The 16,539-nt window shown below is 64.0% G+C and carries 21 protein-coding genes and 4 tRNA genes; 17 read left to right on the top strand and 8 right to left on the bottom strand.

All coding sequences use genetic code 11. The features are described 5' to 3' along the window. Positions 1-10 precede the first annotated feature (10 nt). The 3 genes from QRN13_RS08125 (at position 11) to QRN13_RS08115 (ending at position 868) form a co-directional block, all read left to right on the top strand. Positions 11-319, top strand: coding sequence for an integration host factor subunit alpha (locus QRN13_RS08125; RefSeq protein WP_026108237.1), 309 nt, complete (start codon positions 11-13; stop codon positions 317-319). A 5-nt stretch (positions 320-324) separates the two neighbouring features. After that, on the top strand, positions 325-732 hold the full coding sequence (locus QRN13_RS08120) for a MerR family transcriptional regulator (RefSeq protein ID WP_284877522.1): 408 nt from the start codon (positions 325-327) through the stop codon (positions 730-732). Between the two features lie 59 nt (positions 733-791). Beyond that, a tRNA-Pro gene (locus QRN13_RS08115) sits at positions 792-868 on the top strand. A gap of 77 nt (positions 869-945) precedes the next feature. Here QRN13_RS08115 and QRN13_RS08110 read toward each other — a convergent pair. Both QRN13_RS08110 and QRN13_RS08105 read right to left on the bottom strand, forming a co-directional pair. Continuing rightward, the gene (locus tag QRN13_RS08110; RefSeq protein ID WP_017503901.1) at positions 946-1,140 is read right to left on the bottom strand and encodes a DUF2842 domain-containing protein; all 195 of its coding nucleotides are present in this window, start codon (positions 1,138-1,140) and stop codon (positions 946-948) included. Continuing rightward, entirely contained in the window at positions 1,140-1,391 is a 252-nt protein-coding gene (locus QRN13_RS08105; protein ID WP_284877521.1) for a transglycosylase, read from the bottom strand. Before QRN13_RS08105 ends, QRN13_RS08110 begins: the two co-directional genes overlap by 1 nt. Positions 1,392-1,525: 134 nt before the next feature. Here QRN13_RS08105 and QRN13_RS08100 point away from each other — a divergent pair, with 134 nt between their 5' ends. After that, complete coding sequence (locus QRN13_RS08100; RefSeq protein ID WP_284877520.1) at positions 1,526-2,626, top strand: COX15/CtaA family protein; 1,101 nt, start codon at positions 1,526-1,528, stop codon at positions 2,624-2,626. On the opposite strand, the gene QRN13_RS08095 is transcribed toward QRN13_RS08100, so the two are convergent. After that, entirely contained in the window at positions 2,595-3,980 is a 1,386-nt protein-coding gene (locus QRN13_RS08095; RefSeq protein ID WP_284877519.1) for an alkaline phosphatase PhoX, read from the bottom strand. The genes QRN13_RS08100 and QRN13_RS08095 overlap by 32 nt on opposite strands. Before the next feature lie 261 nt (positions 3,981-4,241). Here QRN13_RS08095 and rplM point away from each other — a divergent pair, with 261 nt between their 5' ends. From rplM to msrB, 4 genes are all read left to right on the top strand, one after another. Continuing rightward, positions 4,242-4,718, top strand: coding sequence for a 50S ribosomal protein L13 (gene rplM / locus QRN13_RS08090; protein ID WP_055809236.1), 477 nt, complete (start codon positions 4,242-4,244; stop codon positions 4,716-4,718). 2 nt (positions 4,719-4,720) lie between these two features. After that, positions 4,721-5,215, top strand: coding sequence for a 30S ribosomal protein S9 (gene rpsI, locus QRN13_RS08085; RefSeq protein WP_017503896.1), 495 nt, complete (start codon positions 4,721-4,723; stop codon positions 5,213-5,215). Between the two features lie 101 nt (positions 5,216-5,316). Next, entirely contained in the window at positions 5,317-6,267 is a 951-nt protein-coding gene (gene argC, locus QRN13_RS08080) for an N-acetyl-gamma-glutamyl-phosphate reductase (protein ID WP_284877518.1), read from the top strand. Positions 6,268-6,306: 39 nt separating this feature from the next. Beyond that, positions 6,307-6,810, top strand: coding sequence for a peptide-methionine (R)-S-oxide reductase MsrB (gene msrB, locus QRN13_RS08075; protein WP_284877517.1), 504 nt, complete (start codon positions 6,307-6,309; stop codon positions 6,808-6,810). On the opposite strand, the gene QRN13_RS08070 is transcribed toward msrB, so the two are convergent. Both QRN13_RS08070 and phaC read right to left on the bottom strand, forming a co-directional pair. Beyond that, positions 6,807-7,184, bottom strand: coding sequence for a hypothetical protein (locus QRN13_RS08070; protein ID WP_055753598.1), 378 nt, complete (start codon positions 7,182-7,184; stop codon positions 6,807-6,809). The genes msrB and QRN13_RS08070 overlap by 4 nt on opposite strands. After that, a complete protein-coding gene (phaC, locus tag QRN13_RS08065; protein ID WP_284877516.1) occupies positions 7,181-9,112 on the bottom strand; it encodes a class I poly(R)-hydroxyalkanoic acid synthase in 1,932 nt (643 codons plus the stop codon). The genes QRN13_RS08070 and phaC overlap by 4 nt, the downstream gene beginning before the upstream one ends. Positions 9,113-9,196: 84 nt before the next feature. Here phaC and QRN13_RS08060 point away from each other — a divergent pair, with 84 nt between their 5' ends. From QRN13_RS08060 to trhO, 9 genes are all read left to right on the top strand, one after another. Next, positions 9,197-9,646 (top strand): hypothetical protein, encoded by a 450-nt coding sequence (locus QRN13_RS08060; RefSeq protein WP_284877515.1) that lies wholly within the window; start codon positions 9,197-9,199, stop codon positions 9,644-9,646. Positions 9,647-9,685: 39 nt separating this feature from the next. After that, complete coding sequence (recJ, locus tag QRN13_RS08055; protein WP_284877514.1) at positions 9,686-11,497, top strand: single-stranded-DNA-specific exonuclease RecJ; 1,812 nt, start codon at positions 9,686-9,688, stop codon at positions 11,495-11,497. A 78-nt stretch (positions 11,498-11,575) separates the two neighbouring features. Then, a tRNA-Glu gene (locus QRN13_RS08050) sits at positions 11,576-11,650 on the top strand. Positions 11,651-11,856: 206 nt separating this feature from the next. Continuing rightward, the gene (locus QRN13_RS08045) at positions 11,857-12,396 is read left to right on the top strand and encodes a cold-shock protein (RefSeq protein WP_284877513.1); all 540 of its coding nucleotides are present in this window, start codon (positions 11,857-11,859) and stop codon (positions 12,394-12,396) included. A gap of 21 nt (positions 12,397-12,417) precedes the next feature. Next, on the top strand, positions 12,418-12,897 hold the full coding sequence (locus tag QRN13_RS08040; protein WP_284877512.1) for a DUF192 domain-containing protein: 480 nt from the start codon (positions 12,418-12,420) through the stop codon (positions 12,895-12,897). A 45-nt stretch (positions 12,898-12,942) separates the two neighbouring features. Further along, positions 12,943-13,019: transfer RNA gene (locus QRN13_RS08035), tRNA-Pro, on the top strand. 77 nt (positions 13,020-13,096) lie between these two features. Further along, positions 13,097-13,402, top strand: coding sequence for an ETC complex I subunit (locus QRN13_RS08030; RefSeq protein ID WP_039245189.1), 306 nt, complete (start codon positions 13,097-13,099; stop codon positions 13,400-13,402). Positions 13,403-13,421: 19 nt separating this feature from the next. Continuing rightward, positions 13,422-13,498, top strand: a tRNA-Arg gene (locus tag QRN13_RS08025). Positions 13,499-13,525: 27 nt separating this feature from the next. Further along, a complete protein-coding gene (gene trhO / locus QRN13_RS08020; protein ID WP_284877511.1) occupies positions 13,526-14,482 on the top strand; it encodes an oxygen-dependent tRNA uridine(34) hydroxylase TrhO in 957 nt (318 codons plus the stop codon). A gap of 7 nt (positions 14,483-14,489) precedes the next feature. Here the strand turns inward: trhO and QRN13_RS08015 are convergent, their stop codons facing one another. From QRN13_RS08015 to QRN13_RS08005, 3 genes are read right to left on the bottom strand one after another with little or no spacing between them, the layout of a single operon-like run. Next, positions 14,490-15,242 carry a DUF1295 domain-containing protein gene (locus QRN13_RS08015; protein WP_284877510.1) on the bottom strand — a complete coding sequence of 251 codons (753 nt, stop codon included), beginning with the start codon at positions 15,240-15,242 and terminating at the stop codon, positions 14,490-14,492. Positions 15,243-15,292: 50 nt separating this feature from the next. Next, positions 15,293-15,931 (bottom strand): cadmium/peroxide/UV radiation responsive anti-sigma factor ChrR, encoded by a 639-nt coding sequence (gene chrR / locus QRN13_RS08010; protein ID WP_284877509.1) that lies wholly within the window; start codon positions 15,929-15,931, stop codon positions 15,293-15,295. After that, positions 15,928-16,506 (bottom strand): sigma-70 family RNA polymerase sigma factor, encoded by a 579-nt coding sequence (locus QRN13_RS08005; RefSeq protein WP_039245158.1) that lies wholly within the window; start codon positions 16,504-16,506, stop codon positions 15,928-15,930. Before QRN13_RS08005 ends, chrR begins: the two co-directional genes overlap by 4 nt. Positions 16,507-16,539: the final 33 nt, after the last annotated feature.

Here is a 16,539-nt window from a genome sequence, read left to right as displayed (position 1 = left end):
CGGGGATAAGATGGCAGGCCAACAGACCGTGACGCGCGCCGACTTGTGCGAAGCCGTGCATGAAGAGGTCGGCCTGTCGCGTCAGGAATGCTCCAGCCTGGTCGAGCGCACCCTGGAACTGATCGTCGAATCGCTTGAGCGCGGCGAGACGGTGAAACTTTCCGGCTTCGGCGTTTTCCAGGTCCGTGAGAAGCGCGCACGGATGGGCCGCAATCCCAAGACGGGCGAACCGGCGGCGATCAATCCGCGCCGGGTCATCAGCTTCCGCGCCTCACAGATCATGAAAAGCCGGGTTCACGACGCCGTCGTCGAGGCCTGATCGCGGTGGCCAAGAGCGCCGACGCCTTCCGAACCATTTCCGAAGCGGCTGAAGAGGTCGGCGCGCCGCAGCATGTCCTGCGCTTCTGGGAAACGAAGTTCGATTTCGTCAGGCCGGTCAAAAGAGCCGGCGGTCGGCGCTTTTATCGGCCTCAGGACATCGCGATGCTGAAGGCGGTCAAACGCCTGCTGCACGACGATGGGCTGACGATTCGCGGCGTCCAGCGTCTGCACAAGGAACAGGGGCTGAAAAAGCTGATCGGGGCGGAGGTCGCCGCACTGATCGACGACGGCGATGTCACGATTTCAGCCGCTTCTTCCAACGTCGCGCGGGCCGAAACCTCGAATTTGCATCGGGTTCTAGCCGATCTGGAGCAGGCCAAAGCGCGTCTGGACGCTGTTCTTTCACGGTAGGTGGAAAAGTCGTTTTAGCGTTTGCGGACCGCGGTCCCCCCGTCTATAGGGAGCGCCTTCGGAGCGTGGCGCAGCCTGGTAGCGCACTTGACTGGGGGTCAAGGGGTCGCAGGTTCGAATCCTGTCGCTCCGACCATTCTTGAAAAAGAATGATGATGGTGGGGTCGTCCTTGCGGGCGGCCCCATCGCCGTATCTGGGCCCAGGTTCGGCGCTCAGCCGCGCTCGGCCCATCGCAGCAGCGGGATGAGCGGCAGGCCCCAGGCGGTCCCGCCGATGCCGAAGAACAGGAAGTCGATCCACTGCGACGGCGGCAGCATTCCGCGCAGGGCGATCAGGCCCCAGACCCAGAAAACGAGAAAGAGCAGCACGCCGATCGCGGCGACGAAGCGACGCAGACGCGGCGGCATCAGCGCTTGTTCCGGAACAGGAAGAAGGCGACGAGACAGATACCCGATCCCACGAGCGCCCACGGCACCCAGACCCAACTGTCCATCGTGCTGACCGCGAAGACCCGCACCGCCAGAAACCATCCGCAGGCCAGGCCCATCCCGGACACCAGACTTGTGCCGCCGAAGCCGCGCCGGCCCGTCAGAAGGTCCGCGATCCAGGCCAGCAGCAGGCCGCCTGCGACGGCGGCGGCGATATCGGCGTATTGCAACCCTAATCTCCTGCGGCGACAGCGCCGTTAACTCAATCCGACTCGATCTTGTCGCTTGGGGCGGGCATACCGCACCGGTCGCGTCTGGTCTTCGTTCGACGCGACACCATATCCGGGTCAGTGTCAGGCGTCGAATGAACCGTTTCGGAAATCCAGATCGTAACCGCGCCGTCGCCGTATGGCTGTTCGCCACGGCCGCCGTCGTCTTCCTGATGGTGGTGATCGGTGGCATCACGCGGCTGACAGGCTCTGGCCTGTCGATCACGGAGTGGAAGCCCATCATGGGCGCCATTCCGCCTCTGAACGACGCGCAGTGGGCCGAGGCCTTCGAGAAGTACAAGCATATCCCGCAGTACGCGCAGGTCAACGCCGGCATGAGCCTGGCCGAGTTTCAGGGCATCTTCTGGTGGGAATGGCTGCACAGGCTGATCGGGCGTCTGGTGGGCGTGGTGTTCGCACTGCCGCTGATCGTCTTCCTGCTGTGCCGTTTGGCGCCGGCCCGGTCGGTATTCCACCAGTGCGCGATGCCCGATCGTCTGATCTGGCGCTGTGTCCTGCTCCTGGCCCTAGGCGGCCTTCAGGGTCTGATCGGTTGGTGGATGGTGTCCAGCGGCCTGTCCGAGCGTGTCAGCGTGGCGCCTGAGCGTCTGGCGACGCACCTGGGTCTGGCGTTCGTGCTGTTCGCCGCCCTGATCTGGACGGGGCTAGAGGCCTGGAACGGTGAAGATCACGGCCGGCCGCCGTCGGGTTGGGCCAGGGGTGCCGGCCTGCTGCTGGGCGCGGTGTTCCTGCAATGTCTGCTGGGCGCCCTCGTGGCCGGCGGTCATGCGGGGCTGGTCTATACCGACTGGCCGCTGATGAACGGCGCCGTTTTGCCTCCGGCCGACTGGAGCCTGGGCGCGGCCGCCTTCCTGCATGATCAGGCGCTCACGCAGTTCAATCACCGACTGGTCGCCTATGGTCTGCTGATCGCCGTCAGCGTCTATACATTCCAGGCCTGGCGCTGGCGCGTGGCGGAGGGAATGGGGTTCGGCGCCTTCACGCTTGCGGGTGTGATCTGGTTCCAGGCTCTGCTGGGGATCGTGACCCTGCTGCACGCGGTTCCGGTGTGGCTTGGTGTATTGCACCAGGCGGGGGCCGCGATCGTGCTGGCGACGGCCACCGTGAACCTTTGGTTGGTGCTGCGGGCTCAGCCCCGCATCTTCATGTCCGGACCGAGGACCATGGGCCTCTAATCGCCAGGGTCATGCCGGGGTACATGATGTTGACGAACAGCACCTCGCCATCCGGCGAGAAGCAGGCGCCGGCAAACTCCGAGTTGCCCGTGAAGACGTTGCGGGCGATCGTATAGACCTTTCCCTCTGGCGTGACGCCTTTCAGGTGATTGCGCACCTCGGAGGAATAGTTGTCCTCGCACAGGATCAGATGGCCCCAAGGCGCGATGGTGATGTTGTCGGCCATGTTCATCGTCTTTGGATCAGTGCTCTCGACGAACAGCTGAAGACGATCGGCGGCGCCGTCGAAGCCGGGAACTAGGCGCAGCACCTGACCGCGTCGGATTGGTCCGCCCGAGGTCGCTGTGAAATACAGCTCGTCATCGCCCCACCAGACGCCTTCGCCCCGCGCAACCCAGGCCGCGCCGGCTGCATGACCGCGCTTGGCCAAGTCGCCATTGGGAGATTCGACGTCGTCCAGATCGATCCACTCGATCTCCCTCCAATCGCCGACAGCCCAGATGCGACCGTCCTGATTGCGGGTGTCGGCCGAGGGCGCGCCGTTCCAGGCCATCGCCTGAAGCCGGCCGCCCTCGATCAGCTTGCCGGGCGCATTGGGAATGAAGCGATAGAAAAGGCCGGCGTTGTCGTCTTCGGTCAGATAGACGACGCCGGTGCGGGGATCGACGCAGACGGCCTCATGATCGAAGCGGCCCATCGACTTGAGAGGCACGGGATCAACCAGGCCGGTCGCGGTCGCCGGCACTTCGAAGACCCACCCGTGGGCCTTGGTCACATCGGCGTCGGCCGGCGTCTCCAGCGTCTCCTCGCAGGTCAGCCAGCTGCCCCACGGCGTCGGGCCGCCGCAGCAGTTGGTCGAGGTGCCGGCCAGCGTCAGATGCCGGCTGACCATCTGGCGGGTCGCCAGATCATAGATGATGGTGGAACAGCCGCCGGGCAGGGGGCGGCCATTCTTGTAGGTGTCGTAGCCTCGGCTGGCGTCCAGCAGGTCAAGCCGTTCCTCACGAAGGCCGCCAGGACCCAAGTTGCGATGCAGGCCGCTGGAGCCCTTCAGCTCGTGATTGACGACAAGGGCCACGCGAGACCCTTCAAGCGGGAAACAGGCCATGCCGTCGGGCTGCCCCGGAGCGAACAGGCCGTCGTCCATCGTGTCGCCGCTCTGGGCGACGACCTGATAGGAAAAGCCTTCGGGCAGATCGAGCAGACGATTGGGATCGCGCAGCAGAGGTCCGTAGCCATGGACGTCGTTGACGTAGGTCTCTTCGCCCGCCGTCTGAGCGGCGGCGTGACGCGCCAGTCCCGAGAAGGCGGCGGCTGCGCCCGTGGCGATCAGACCACGACGATGAAGGATCATGAAGGGCTCCAAAGCTGTCGCCGTTGCGATGCCCGCCTATAATCATGGTTTGATGACGTTTTGTGTTACGCCGTAACGCTTCTCACACCAGTTGCGCTGGGTATTTTAATACCGTATTTGAAAAACTGTGTTTTAACAATACGTTGAGGCGAATGCGGCGTTGTCGTGTGCGTTGACGCGACCAATCGTCTCCTGTATCAGCGCGCCTTCATTCGGTTCCCTCGGGGGCCGGACCCGATTTTCGTCTCCAGGAACCCCCTCATGCTGAAGAGCACTACGGCTTCGTTGAAGCCGGCCGAGGTCGAGAAGAAGTGGATCCACATCGACGCCGAAGGCGTCGTGGTGGGCCGCCTTGCGACCTTCATCGCCAACCGTCTGCGCGGCAAGCACCGCGGCGATTACACCCCGCACGTCGATTGCGGCGACTATGTCGTCGTCACCAACGTCGACAAGGTGGTGTTCACCGGCAAGAAGAACACCGACAAGATCTACTATCGCCACACCGGTCACCCGGGCGGCGTCAAGTCGACGACGCCTGAGAAGGTTCTGGGCGGCCGTTTCCCCGAGCGCGTGCTTGAAAAGGCCGTCGAGCGCATGCTGCCCAAGGAAAGCCCCTTGGCCCGCAAGCAGATGACGCACCTGCGCCTGTTCTCTGGCAACCAGCACGACCACGAAGCCCAGCAACCGGAAACGATCGACTTCAAGTCGGCGTCGCCCAAGAACACCCGGAGCGTCTGAGCATGACCGACGTGACCAACACCGAAACCGCAACCGGCTTCGACGCCCTGAAGGGCCTGAGCTCTTCGGTCGAGAACGACGCGCCCGTCTATGTCCAGAAGCTGGACGCTCAAGGCCGCGCCTATTCGACCGGCAAGCGCAAGAACGCCATCGCTCGCGTCTGGGTGAAGCCCGGCACCGGCAAGATCACCATCAACGGCAAGGACCAAGAGCAGTATTTCGCTCGTCCCGTGCTTCGCATGATGATCGCCCAGCCGCTGACCGTCTCGGACCGCGCCACGCAATATGACGTGATCTGCACCGTCGAAGGTTCGGGCCTGTCGGGCCAGGCCGGCGCCATCCGCCACGGCCTGTCGCACGCCCTGACGCACTTCGAACCGGAACTGCGCAAGGTTTTGAAGCCGCACGGTTTCCTGACCCGCGACAGTCGCGTCGTCGAGCGCAAGAAGTACGGCCGCGCCAAGGCTCGCCGCAGCTTCCAGTTCTCGAAGCGCTAATCGCGTTTACACGGTTTGGATTTGGGGCGCTTCGGGGAGACCCGGAGCGCCCTTTTTCTTGCGCCTTTACTCCTTAAGCGGAGAAGGGACGGGAGAGACAGATGACCCACACCATCTTCATTGACGGCGAGGCCGGCACCACGGGGCTGGAAATCCGCGAGCGGCTGGAAGCGCGCCCGGATCTGAAGCTGATCCTGCTGGGCGACAGACGTCGGGATGCGGATGCACGGCGTGAGGCCCTGAACGGCGCCGACGCCGTGATCCTGTGTCTGCCTGACGATGCCGCGCGGGAAGCCGTGTCCATGATCGAGAACCCATCGGTCAAGGTGATCGACGCCTCGACCGCCTATCGGGTCGCGCCGGGTTGGGCTTATGGCTTTCCTGAGATGGATGCCGGGCAGCGTGCGCTGATCGCGCGCTCTCAGTTCGTGTCAAACCCCGGTTGCTATCCGACCGGTTTCATCGGCTTGATGCGGCCGCTGGTGAAGGCGGGTCTGGTTCCAGCTAACTATCCGGTCACGGTCAATGCGGTGTCGGGCTATTCCGGCGGCGGCAAGGCCATGATCGCCGAGTTCGAGGCGGCCCGAGAAAACAGTGTGGGCGCTACGACCGCCTATCGCGCCTATGGCCTGACGCTGAGACACAAGCATGTGCCTGAAATGACCAAACACACGGGTCTGAGCCGAGACGTGCTGTTTACGCCGGCGGTCGGAAACTATCGCCAGGGCATGCTGGTCGAGGTTCCGCTACATCTGGCGGCCCTGCCGGAAACCCCCTCTGTCGAACGGCTGCACGGCGCTCTGGTCGAGGCCTATGACGGCCAGCGTTTCGTCGAGGTCGCCGACCTGGAGGAGACTGAGGCCATGACCGGCATCGAGCCCGAAGGCCTGAACGGCACCAACCGCCTGCGCTTGCATGTCTTCGGCGACCGGAATGGCGAGCAGGCGCGGCTGGTCGCTTTGCTCGACAACCTGGGCAAGGGCGCGTCGGGCGCGGCGGTGCAGAACCTGAACATCATGCTGGGTCTGGATGAGACGACCGGTCTGATCTGAGGTCTGAAACCATTCCGCGACCTTCGTCGTATCAGGGACATGACCCAGTCCCTGATCCCGCATCGCCGGGGCCTTCTAATGGGCGCCGGCGCGCTCGCCCTGTCCGCCTGTTCGCCTGAGACGTCCGAAGCCGGGGAGGGGCAGTACGCAGCCTCGCCCTATCGTCGGGTGTCCGATGCGGATTGGCGACGACGCTTGGGCGAAGCCTCCTGGCGCGTCATGCGGCACGAGGGGACGGAGCGTCCCTATTCCAGCCCTCTCAACGATCAGCATGCGCGCGGGACGTTCGTCTGCAAGGGCTGCGATCTGCCGCTGTTCCGATCGCAGTGGAAGTTCGATTCCCACACCGGCTGGCCCAGCTTCTATGACATCATCGCCGCCAATATCGGCAAGAAGCGCGACCTGGCCATCGGCATTCCACGCACCGAATACCATTGCGCCCGCTGCCTGGGACACCAGGGGCATGTGTTCGACGATGGTCCGCGTCCGACGGGGCTGCGCTACTGCAACAACGGTGTGGCGCTGAAGTTCGTCTCGGCCTAGGCGCGACGGGCGCGCACGGCTGAATCGACGGTCAGGCCGAAGATGACCGAGGCGATGATCACCAGCAGCCCATAGTCGTGACCGGCGAAGAAAACGGGCGCGCAGGCCATGGCGATGACGATCAATGGAAACAGTCCGGCCCAGACCGCCGTACCCGGCGTACTGACGTGGATCAGCGGCTGAGCGACCGGTCGTTTCATCGCGCGCGCCATTCGTTCATTAAGCAGGACAAAGGCGGCCGCGCAGATGACGGCCGAGATCACATATTTGACCGTGTTGCCCGGTTCTCCGAACAGGCTGGCCGTCATGATCAGCAGGATCAAGGCGACGCCTGTGCTGAGGGCGAGCAAGGCGTTGGGTTCGAGACGGTTCAAGACTTCACTTTCACATAGCTGCCCGGCGCTGGCTCGATTGGCTTGAGTGGCCCCTTGGCCGGGTCGCGGGCGGGGATTTTCTTACCGGAACGCGCGCCGAGCCAGGCCGCCCAATGCTCCCACCAGCTGCCGGGATGTTCGACGGCGTCAGCCTGCCATTCGGCCAAGGTCGCGGGCAGGGCGGGGTTGGTCCAGTGCTGATATTTCTTTGCGGCGGGGGCGTTGATGACGCCGGCGATGTGACCTGACCCGGCCAGGGTAAAGGTCACGTCCTCGCCGCCAAACAGTTTGGCGGACCGATAGACCGAGTTCATCGGCGCGATGTGATCCTCGCGGCTGGCCTGAAAATAGAGCGGGATCTCGACCTTCGACAGGTCCGCCGTCAGGCCGCCGATCTCGAACTGCCCCTTGGCCAAGGCGTTGGCCCCATACATGTGACGCAGATAGTCGAGATGCAGCGTCTTGGGCATGCGGGTCTGATCGGCGTTCCAGAACAGCAGGTCGAAGGCGGGCGGATCCTTGCCCAGCAGATAGTTGCTGATGAAGAAGGACCAGATCAGGTCGTTGGACCGCAGGGCGTTGAATGTTTCCGCCATGGCCGCGCCCGGCAAGACGCCGCCCGCCGCATCCATCTGACGCTCGATCTCGGCGATCCAGTGTTCGTCGGTGAACAGCAGCAGGTCGCCGGCCTCGGCGAAGTCATGTTGAGCGGCGAAGAAAGTGGCGGCGGCGATGCGCTTGTCGCCCTTGGCCGCCATATGCGCCAGACCAGCGCCAAGCAGGGTGCCGCCGATGCAATATCCCACGGCATTCAGTTGCTTGGTTCCCGCCTGCTCCAGCGTCTTGTCGACCGCGCGATAAATGCCCTTTTCCAGATAGTCGTCGAAGCCGAAGCCGGCCTTGTCTTTGTCCGGATTGACCCAAGAACAGACGAAGACCGTGAAGCTCTGAGCCGACAGCCAGCGGATCAGCGAGTTCGCCGGCTGCAAATCCATGATGTAGAATTTGTTGATCCACGGCGGGAAGATCAGCAGCGGGATTTCGTGCTGGGTTTCAGTCGTCGGCGCGTATTGGATCAGCTCGAACAGCTCATCGCGCCACACGACATGGCCCGGTGCGGTGGCGACGTTCTCGCCAACGACGAACTTGCCGTAGTCGGCCTGGCTGATGCGCAGCGATCCGCCGCCACGCTCAAGGTCGGCGGCGAAGTTCTGCATACCTTTCACCAGCGATTCACCGCTGGTCTCCGCCAAGGCCTTCAGCGCGACGGGGTTGGAGGCCAAAAAGTTGGACGGCGAGAAGGCGTCGGTCAGCAGGCGGGTGAAGAATTGGGCGCGACGTTTCAGCGTCGGATCGACGTCCTCGACCCCGGCGATCAGACCGTTCATCCAGTCCGACGTCAGCAGATAGGATCGCCGCATCATGTCGAACATGGGGTTTTCGGACCAGGCCGGGTCCTTGAACCGCTTGTCGACCGGAGCGGGATCGGGCGCCTCGCCGGCCGCCTGACGCGCCGTCGATGACCAGAGCTGCATATAGCGGCCAAACAGGTCGGCCTGGGCCTGAATCATCTTGTCGGGCTGGGCGGCCAAGCTGGTCATGACTGACGTCATGGCTGGCGCGACGTTGAAGGGATCGGCGGAAAGGGCGGCCGGGCGATCGGCCTGGGTCAGCGCCGCCTCGGCGATCGCGCTCTGGGCCATCATGGCCGCCTTGGCCAGATTCATCGACAGGGTTTCGATCACCTCGGCCTGGTTGGGCGTCGCTGCGGTCGGTTCAGGAGTCGGCTCTGCATGGGTTTCAGAGACGGCCTCCCGCGTTTCGGCAGGTTTTGACCTGGGCGGGCGGGGCTTGGCGGACGTCGGACGTCCGGCCTTGCGCACAGGGCGGTCAGCGGCGGCTGTCGGCGTTCTGGGAGTCTTGGCCATGATCGTCCTTCACGCTTCCGGCGCCAGAGGGCGGTTCATCCGCCCTTCCGCGCACCGCGATGATGGCATAAGACCATCAAGGAAATGAACGCGTCGCACTCGAAAAAGATGATCCTGATCGCCGCAGCCGCGATCGCGACGCCATTGAGCGGCTGTATCGGCGCATCCGCCTCGAAGACTGAGGTTGTCTCGCCGCTGGCGCCGCGTATCCAGGAACTGGTCGACGCCAATCGGCGCTATCCGCGCTGGGAGGACTTTCCGGCAGCGCCGACCGATCTGCCGCCGGTCACTCAGGTCGCTTCGAATGTGCAGCGTCTCCAGGGCGACAGCGCGACGCTGACCAGCGAGATCGCACGCATCGACTGGACGCTCGGCGACGCCGAGGCGCTCGCCGCCGAAACACGCGCGGCCGTGAACGCCGTTCCGGTGTCGCCTGACGCCGTCCGAACCCAGGCGGATATCGAGGCCTTCGCCCAAAGCCTGCGTGACAGGGCCAAGGCTCCGCCGCCGCTCGACCGCCGCCCGACGCGATGACCGGTCGCGCGGGAGGCAGAATCCCGCGATAATGCGCTGATGGCAGACGACGGCGGCGCAAAGACCCTGAACGCATTCCTCGGCGTGTCCCGGTCCCTGTCCGGGCGCGCCTGGCGTCAACGTCCGGCCGATGCCGCAACGACGCGCGCGCACATGCAAACCCTGAACCTGGAAGAACCGCTGGCCCGGGCCTTGGCCTCGCGGGGTGTACGCGTAGACCAGGGACAAGATTTCCTCACTCCGACCCTGCGCGCTCTGTTTCCCGACCCCTCCAGCTTCATGGATATGGACGCAGCGGCCGATGCTATCCTGAACGCGCTTCGGGCCAAGGCGAACATTCATGTGTTCGCCGACTATGACGTGGATGGCGCCTCCAGCGCGGCGCTGCTGGTGCGTTGGTTTCGGGCAATGGGGCATACGCTTTCGATCTATGTTCCGGACCGGATGACCGAAGGTTACGGCCCCAGCGCCAAGGCCTTCGATACGCTGAAGGCATCGGGTGCGGACCTGGTCATTACGGTGGATTGCGGGGCGGCGGCGAACGAAGCCCTGGCCCATGCGGCTGCCATCGCCTTGAACGTCGTCGTTATCGATCACCACCTGATGCGCAGCGAGCCGCCGACGGCGCTGGCAGTGGTCAATCCTAACCGGCCGGGCTGCAACTCGGGTCAGGGAAATCTTGCGGCAGCGGGGGTCGTGTTCGTTCTTCTGGCGGCGCTGAACCGGGAGGGGCGGCGTCGGGGCCTGTTCGCCGAGAGGCCCGAGCCGGACATTCGTCAGTGGCTGGATCTGGCGGCCCTGGGCGCGATCTGCGACGTGACGGGCCTGACAGGCTTCAATCGCGCCCTGACCGGCCTTGGTCTCAACGTCATGAGCGACTGGCGTAATCCGGGTCTGCGTGCGCTGTTGGCGGCGGCCGGCGCCGAACCGGGACCGGCCAAGAGCAATCACGCCGGTTTCATCTTGGGACCGCGCATCAATGCGGGAGGACGCATCGGTCGCTCCGACCTGGGCGCGCGGTTGTTGTCGACGGATGATCCGGCCGAGGCCGAGGCCCTGGCGATCGAGCTCGATGCGCTGAACGTGTCACGGCGCGATGTCGAGCGAGCCGTCACCGACGCCGCCGTTCGTCGGGTCGAGGCGACCGGCGCCCATGCCGACGAGAGCGCCGTCGTCGTGGTCGCGGGCGAGGACTGGCATCCGGGCGTCGTCGGGATCGTCGCCGGCCGTTTGCGCGAGCGCTGGCGCAAGCCGGTGATCGTCATCGGCGTTGATCCCGTGACCGGTCTCGGAAAAGGGTCAGGCCGATCACAGCCAGGCATGAACCTGGGACGCGCAATCCAGGCGGCTTGGGAGAGCGGGATCCTGCTCGCTGGCGGCGGTCATGCCATGGCGGCAGGCCTGACGATGGAGGGTGCGCGCGTGTCCAAGCTGACCGCCTTCCTGAACGAGCGACTCGCTACCGAAAGGGTCGAAGCTGTCGCACAGGACGTGCTGGAGATCGACGCCCTGATCGACCCCGCGGCGGCGACGCGCGATCTATTCGAATCGTTCGAGCGTCTGGCCCCTTTCGGTCCTGCCAACCCGGAACCCAGCTTCGCCCTGAGTGGGGTTCAAGCCCGTGAACCCGTCGCTATGAATGGCGGCCATGTAAGGTGCCGGCTGGTCGGTCCAGATGGCGCTTTGATCAAGGCAATCGCCTGGCGTTGCGCCGATCTGCCGACAGGGCAGGCCTTACTGTCGGGGCAGGGTGGGCTGAGCGTCGTGGGCCGGCTGAAGGCTGACGACTGGAATGGCCGCAAGGGCGTGCAGTTCGAGATCGAGGATGTCGCCGATCCTCGAATGATCTGACTATGGCTCCAAAAAACTGAAAATCCACGCTTGCACCGCTCCGAGGGCGCGGCTATATCGCCGGCTCTCCCGCGCAGCGGTCCCTTCGTCTATCGGTTAGGACGTCAGGTTTTCAACCTGAAAAGAGGGGTTCGACTCCCCTAGGGACTGCCACGCGGGCAGGACTACGGTTGAGCCTTTGAGGCTTCCGGCAAGCAGCCTAGCTCAGATAGCACAAGAGACTGGCGGTCATTCGCCAGCGCCTGCGATCCCCCAAACACAAGCTTCTGCATAGACGCGCATTTTCCGCTTTTCAAAATTTCGCGGAACAGTGTTAAATATAAAACGAGTCCGCTGGAGGCGCGGGCGGGGGTTTTTAAGTGTCTGACTTTAGAGAGACGGAAACGGCGCAGACCGTTCGCGTCACTGGGCGCGTGAAGTGGTTCGACGCCGTCAAGGGCTATGGGTTCATCGTCCCTGACGATCCGACCCTGACCGAAACGAGAGATGTCCTGCTGCATATCAGCAGCCTGCGCGATCTCGGCCGTGACGCGGCCGATGAAGGCGCGACCATCACCTGCGACTGCGTCAAGCGCGCCAAGGGTTGGCAGACGATCGAAATCCATGACCTGGGCGAGGGCGAAGCGACGCCCGCCGTGCGTCGACCCGTGACTTCGCCGCCGCCGCGCCTGGTCGCCGAAAGTGACGAACAGCTGGAGACCGCCCTGGTCAAATGGTTCAATCGCACCAAAGGCTACGGATTCGTCGTGCGTGATCGTGAGCCGGGCGATATCTTCGTCCACATCGAAACCCTGCGTCGTTGCGGCCTGGATGATCTGATTCCTGGCGATGCGGTGCGGGTGCGATTCGCCAACGGGCCCAAAGGTCTGGTGGTTGCAGACATCAGAACGGGCGACTGATCCAGCGCCCAGGAGAGGCGTATGATCAAGGCGACGAGACGTTTTGCAATGGCGGGCCTTATTATGCTCGCTCTCGCCGGATGCGCGGCCAAGGCGCCGGTCGGCCCCAATGGCGAGCCGCTGCAGAAGCTGGCCGTCGTGACCACGTCAGGCGAGCATCAGTTCTGGGTCGAGATCGCTGACGAAGAGCCCGAACGTCAACGGGGACTGATGTTTCGTCCGCCGCTCGAAGCCGACCGCGGCATGCTGTTCCAGTGGCCGGGCGAAGCGCCGCGCGAGCAAAGCTTCTGGATGCGCAACACGCCGAGCTCCCTGGATATTCTGTATATCGATCCGCAGGGCCGGATCGTCTCGATCGCTTCGCACGCCACGCCCTTCTCCGAGGCGCCGATACCGTCCAGCGGCGCCGCCAACGGCGTCTTGGAACTGCGGGCAGGGCGGGCGGCCGAAATCAACGCCAAGCCAGGTGACAAAGTTTTACATCCTTATTTCAAGCCTTGATTGCGGATCGCCTCGCGAAGTGCCAATAGAGCGCTCCGTTCGGTCCGGGGTGTAGCGCAGCCTGGTAGCGCATCTGGTTTGGGACCAGAGGGTCGGAGGTTCGAATCCTCTCGCCCCGACCAACGGAAGGCCGCTGGATCATATGTCCAGCGCGCGTTATGGCAGGGTCACAGACCCCGCCGTCACTGAGGATTTCGCCATGTTGGCTCGCATCTACCGCCCGGCCAAAACTGCGATGCAGTCGGGCAAGGCCAAGAGCCGCGACTGGCGGCTGGAATTCGAACCCGCTTCGGCGCGCACCATCGATCCGCTGATGGGCTGGACCAGCTCCACCGACATGAACGGCCAGGTCCGTCTGAGTTTCGAATCGAAGGAAGAGGCGATCGAATATGCCGAGCGTCACGGCATCGCCTTCCGTCTGCACGAGCCGAACGATCCGCCGGTGATCATCAAGGCCTATGCCGACAATTTCGCCACTAACCGCAAGCAGTCCTGGACGCACTGACGCCTGACGTCTTGCCAGAGCGCCCATAGCTCAACCGGATAGAGCACCCGCCTTCTAAGCGGGATGTTGCAGGTTCGAGTCCTGCTGGGCGCGCCATCTCCGGCGCATTCTAGGGGCTGATCCATGACCGACCATCAGACCTCGTGCGATCAAGCCGTCCGTGTCGCCGCACTCTACCGGTTCGCACCGGTGGCCAACCCCGAAGCCGTACGCAAGACGCTTCAAACGGTCTGCGACGCTGGGCAGGTGAGGGGGACACTGCTCGTCGCGCCGGAGGGTCTGAACGGCACCATCGCAGGATCCGAGGCGGCCATCGCAGCGGTGCTGTCCACGATCCACGCCATGCCAGGATTCGAGACGCTCGAACTCAAATACGCCTGGACAGACGCCCTGCCGTTCCACCGGATGAAGGTGCGCGTCAAACGCGAGATCGTCACCATGGGACAGCCGGATCTGGACCCTCCCAATCAGGCGGGCGTCTACGTCACGCCCACGGACTGGAACGCCCTGATCGCCGATCCCGAGACCTTGGTGATCGATACGCGCAACGACTACGAGGGCGAGATCGGCGCATTCGAACGGGCTGTTCAACCTAATACCCGCAGCTTTCGAGACTTTCCCGACTGGTTCAGGAGCGAAGGTCGCGCCCTGCTTGAGCAGACCGGCGCCAAGCGCGTGGCCATGTACTGCACCGGCGGCATTCGCTGCGAAAAATCGACCGCCTTCCTGAAGGCCGAAGGCGTGGAGAACGTCCACCATCTGGAGGGCGGCATCCTTCGCTATCTTGAGATGGTGGATGAGGATCAGAGCCTATGGCATGGAGCGTGTTTCGTCTTTGACGAACGCGTCTCGGTCGGGCACGGCCTAAGCCAAGGTCCTCATACCTTGTGCCGGGGATGTCGTCTGCCAGTGGACGAGGCCGGTCGTGCTTCGCCTCACTATGTCGAAGGCGTATGCTGCGAGCGCTGTCACGACGTCCGCGACGAGGTCCAGCGGCAGCGATATGCCGAGCGTCATAGGCAGATGGAAATGGCCCGCGAACGCGGCGAGACGCATCTGGGATCAGTTCAGAAAGACTAGGATCGCCTCATCGCCGGGGCGCGCGAGGGAAGAAAGCGCTGGTGCGGGCGGCATAGGCCTCGAACGCCTTGGGTCGCGACTCTCGCATATGCTCTTCCAGCAAGGGCACGCCGGACACCTGGGTCAGAAGCCAGTACATATAGGCTGGCCCTGTCAGCGCGAGCCAACCCCAGGGCCATTCACCGCTCAGATTGATGGCGAACACAGGCCAAGCGCACCAACTTACCCATTCGAAGAAATAGTTCGGGTGGCGTGACCAGGCCCAAAGACCGACATCGCAGATTCCACCCTTGTTGGCCGGGTTGCGCTTGAAGGCCGCCAGCTGGCGATCCGAAACGGCTTCTCCAACCAGGGCTCCAACAAAGATCAGTGTCGCGACAGCATCTTGGAGCGTCAGGCCCGGCGCCGGGTTGCGCGCCGCCGCCATCACACTGAGCGCCAAGAAGGCGGCGGCTCCGGCTTGCAACATAAGGAAGCCGAACATCTTGACCTGAAAACCGGCGCCCCAGTCCTCTCGCAGACGCGCGTAGCGAGCGTCTTCGCGTTCTTCGTGGGAGGCGCGAGCAGCGATGTGGGACCCCAGCCGCAAGCCCCAAAGCCCGATCAGAAGCGCTGCAAGATACTGGCGCAATGACGGAGCGGTGCCGTCGATCGGGAAGAGTGCGACGCCGACGCCAGCCGCTCCCAGTCCAAGCGACCAGAAGGCGTCCGCCCAACCGCCTTGGCCCGTTCGTTTCTGAACCAGCCAGGCCGCAGACATGACGACAACGAGAAATAGGGCGGCGACACCCCAAATGGCCGCGAGAGCGGTCACAGGCGAACGAAGGGCTGGATCAGCTTGCCAACCCATCCATCCAGTTGAATCTGACCGTCAAGCGCGACGACGCACAGGCACGGCTCGTCTGACACCACACGGGGTTGGTGCAGCACCTCCGGATCCGCCTCTTCGAAATCCCCCACATCGAACCGCTCGGTTTCGGTCGCATAGGCGCCCGAGATGACGCAGGTCAACTCGACGCCGCCATGCGTGTGTTTTGGCGTCTCACGACCCGATTCAATCTTGAGAAGAATGACGCGGCAATCCCCATCCCGCGGCGCATGGACGTCTCGCACGCGCATGCCGGGCCCGACCCAGCGCCATGGACCCAGCGAATAGCGCCGCAGCGGCTCGGGCAGTTCGGGCATGTCGTTCAGGGGCGCGCTGTGATTGGCTTTGCCGGCATCCGTCTCGATCCGCGCCATCGCCAAGGCGAGCGCATCATTGGACAAGGGGGAGGGGGAGGTCTCGTCCAGAAACTCCCCGCCCACGGCCTGCAGGTCTCGCACCCAGGCGTCATTGGCCGGTCGCATCGCCAGATGCGCCGCCATCACCACAGCCTCGGGCGGGCTGAGCGTGCCGGCCGCATAGGCCAGCAAACGTTCTTCGGAGGGATTGCGCTGAGGTTTCATCGCGCAGCCTCCTCGGACGGCGCGAGGATCAGACGAAGCTTGGTCATGGCGTTACGAATACGGGATTTGACGGTGCCGAGCGGCAGGCCGAGGTGTTTGGCGATCTCGGAATGAGAGTTGTCCATGAAGAAGGCCAAACGCAGGACCTCGACATGGTCGGCGCTGAGCCGGGCCAGAGCGTCGCGCACGCGATCCGCGTCTTGCGACATCGACAGCAGTTCATCCGGCCGGCGGACATCATCCCCCGCCAGCTCGATTTCGGGCGTCGGCAGGGGACGCGCGTCACGACGAAGCATATCCAGCCGACGGTTGCGAGCGATGGTGAAAATCCATGTGGCGGCGCGCGCCTTGGACGAATCAAACAGATCGGCCTTGCGCCACACGGTCAGCATCGCGTCCTGCGCGAAGTCCTCGGCCGCGCCAGGCGTCGCGCCCGATTTGATCAGCCAGGCCTTCAGCCGCGGCGCGAAATAGGCGAAGAGCGCAGCGAACGCGTCACGATCGCGTCTCAGGGCGATCTGTTCGATCAGCCGATCGTGCAGCAGCGGATCAGGCAAGCTGTCGAGCGCCTTCATGCGGTTTGACCGACATGGCGTTGATGCGAAGGA

The organism is Brevundimonas sp. MEB006b (assembly GCF_030209705.1).
Taxonomy (GTDB): domain Bacteria; phylum Pseudomonadota; class Alphaproteobacteria; order Caulobacterales; family Caulobacteraceae; genus Brevundimonas.
This window is presented reverse-complemented; position numbering and strand designations above follow the sequence as displayed.

Excerpts from the sequence above, each read along its gene's own strand:
- QRN13_RS08125 (WP_026108237.1), top strand. The coding sequence starts at position 11 with ATGGCAGGCCAACAGACCGTGACGCGCGCCGACTTGTGCGAAGCCGTG.
- QRN13_RS08110 (WP_017503901.1), bottom strand. The coding sequence starts at position 1,140 with ATGCCGCCGCGTCTGCGTCGCTTCGTCGCCGCGATCGGCGTGCTGCTC.
- QRN13_RS08100 (WP_284877520.1), top strand. The coding sequence starts at position 1,526 with ATGAACCGTTTCGGAAATCCAGATCGTAACCGCGCCGTCGCCGTATGG.
- QRN13_RS08095 (WP_284877519.1), bottom strand. The coding sequence starts at position 3,980 with ATGATCCTTCATCGTCGTGGTCTGATCGCCACGGGCGCAGCCGCCGCC.
- rplM (WP_055809236.1), top strand. The coding sequence starts at position 4,242 with ATGCTGAAGAGCACTACGGCTTCGTTGAAGCCGGCCGAGGTCGAGAAG.
- rpsI (WP_017503896.1), top strand. The coding sequence starts at position 4,721 with ATGACCGACGTGACCAACACCGAAACCGCAACCGGCTTCGACGCCCTG.
- argC (WP_284877518.1), top strand. The coding sequence starts at position 5,317 with ATGACCCACACCATCTTCATTGACGGCGAGGCCGGCACCACGGGGCTG.
- msrB (WP_284877517.1), top strand. The coding sequence starts at position 6,307 with ATGACCCAGTCCCTGATCCCGCATCGCCGGGGCCTTCTAATGGGCGCC.
- phaC (WP_284877516.1), bottom strand. The coding sequence starts at position 9,112 with ATGGCCAAGACTCCCAGAACGCCGACAGCCGCCGCTGACCGCCCTGTG.
- QRN13_RS08060 (WP_284877515.1), top strand. The coding sequence starts at position 9,197 with ATGAACGCGTCGCACTCGAAAAAGATGATCCTGATCGCCGCAGCCGCG.
- recJ (WP_284877514.1), top strand. The coding sequence starts at position 9,686 with ATGGCAGACGACGGCGGCGCAAAGACCCTGAACGCATTCCTCGGCGTG.
- QRN13_RS08040 (WP_284877512.1), top strand. The coding sequence starts at position 12,418 with ATGATCAAGGCGACGAGACGTTTTGCAATGGCGGGCCTTATTATGCTC.
- QRN13_RS08030 (WP_039245189.1), top strand. The coding sequence starts at position 13,097 with ATGTTGGCTCGCATCTACCGCCCGGCCAAAACTGCGATGCAGTCGGGC.
- trhO (WP_284877511.1), top strand. The coding sequence starts at position 13,526 with ATGACCGACCATCAGACCTCGTGCGATCAAGCCGTCCGTGTCGCCGCA.
- QRN13_RS08015 (WP_284877510.1), bottom strand. The coding sequence starts at position 15,242 with ATGTCTGCGGCCTGGCTGGTTCAGAAACGAACGGGCCAAGGCGGTTGG.
- chrR (WP_284877509.1), bottom strand. The coding sequence starts at position 15,931 with ATGAAACCTCAGCGCAATCCCTCCGAAGAACGTTTGCTGGCCTATGCG.
- QRN13_RS08005 (WP_039245158.1), bottom strand. The coding sequence starts at position 16,506 with ATGAAGGCGCTCGACAGCTTGCCTGATCCGCTGCTGCACGATCGGCTG.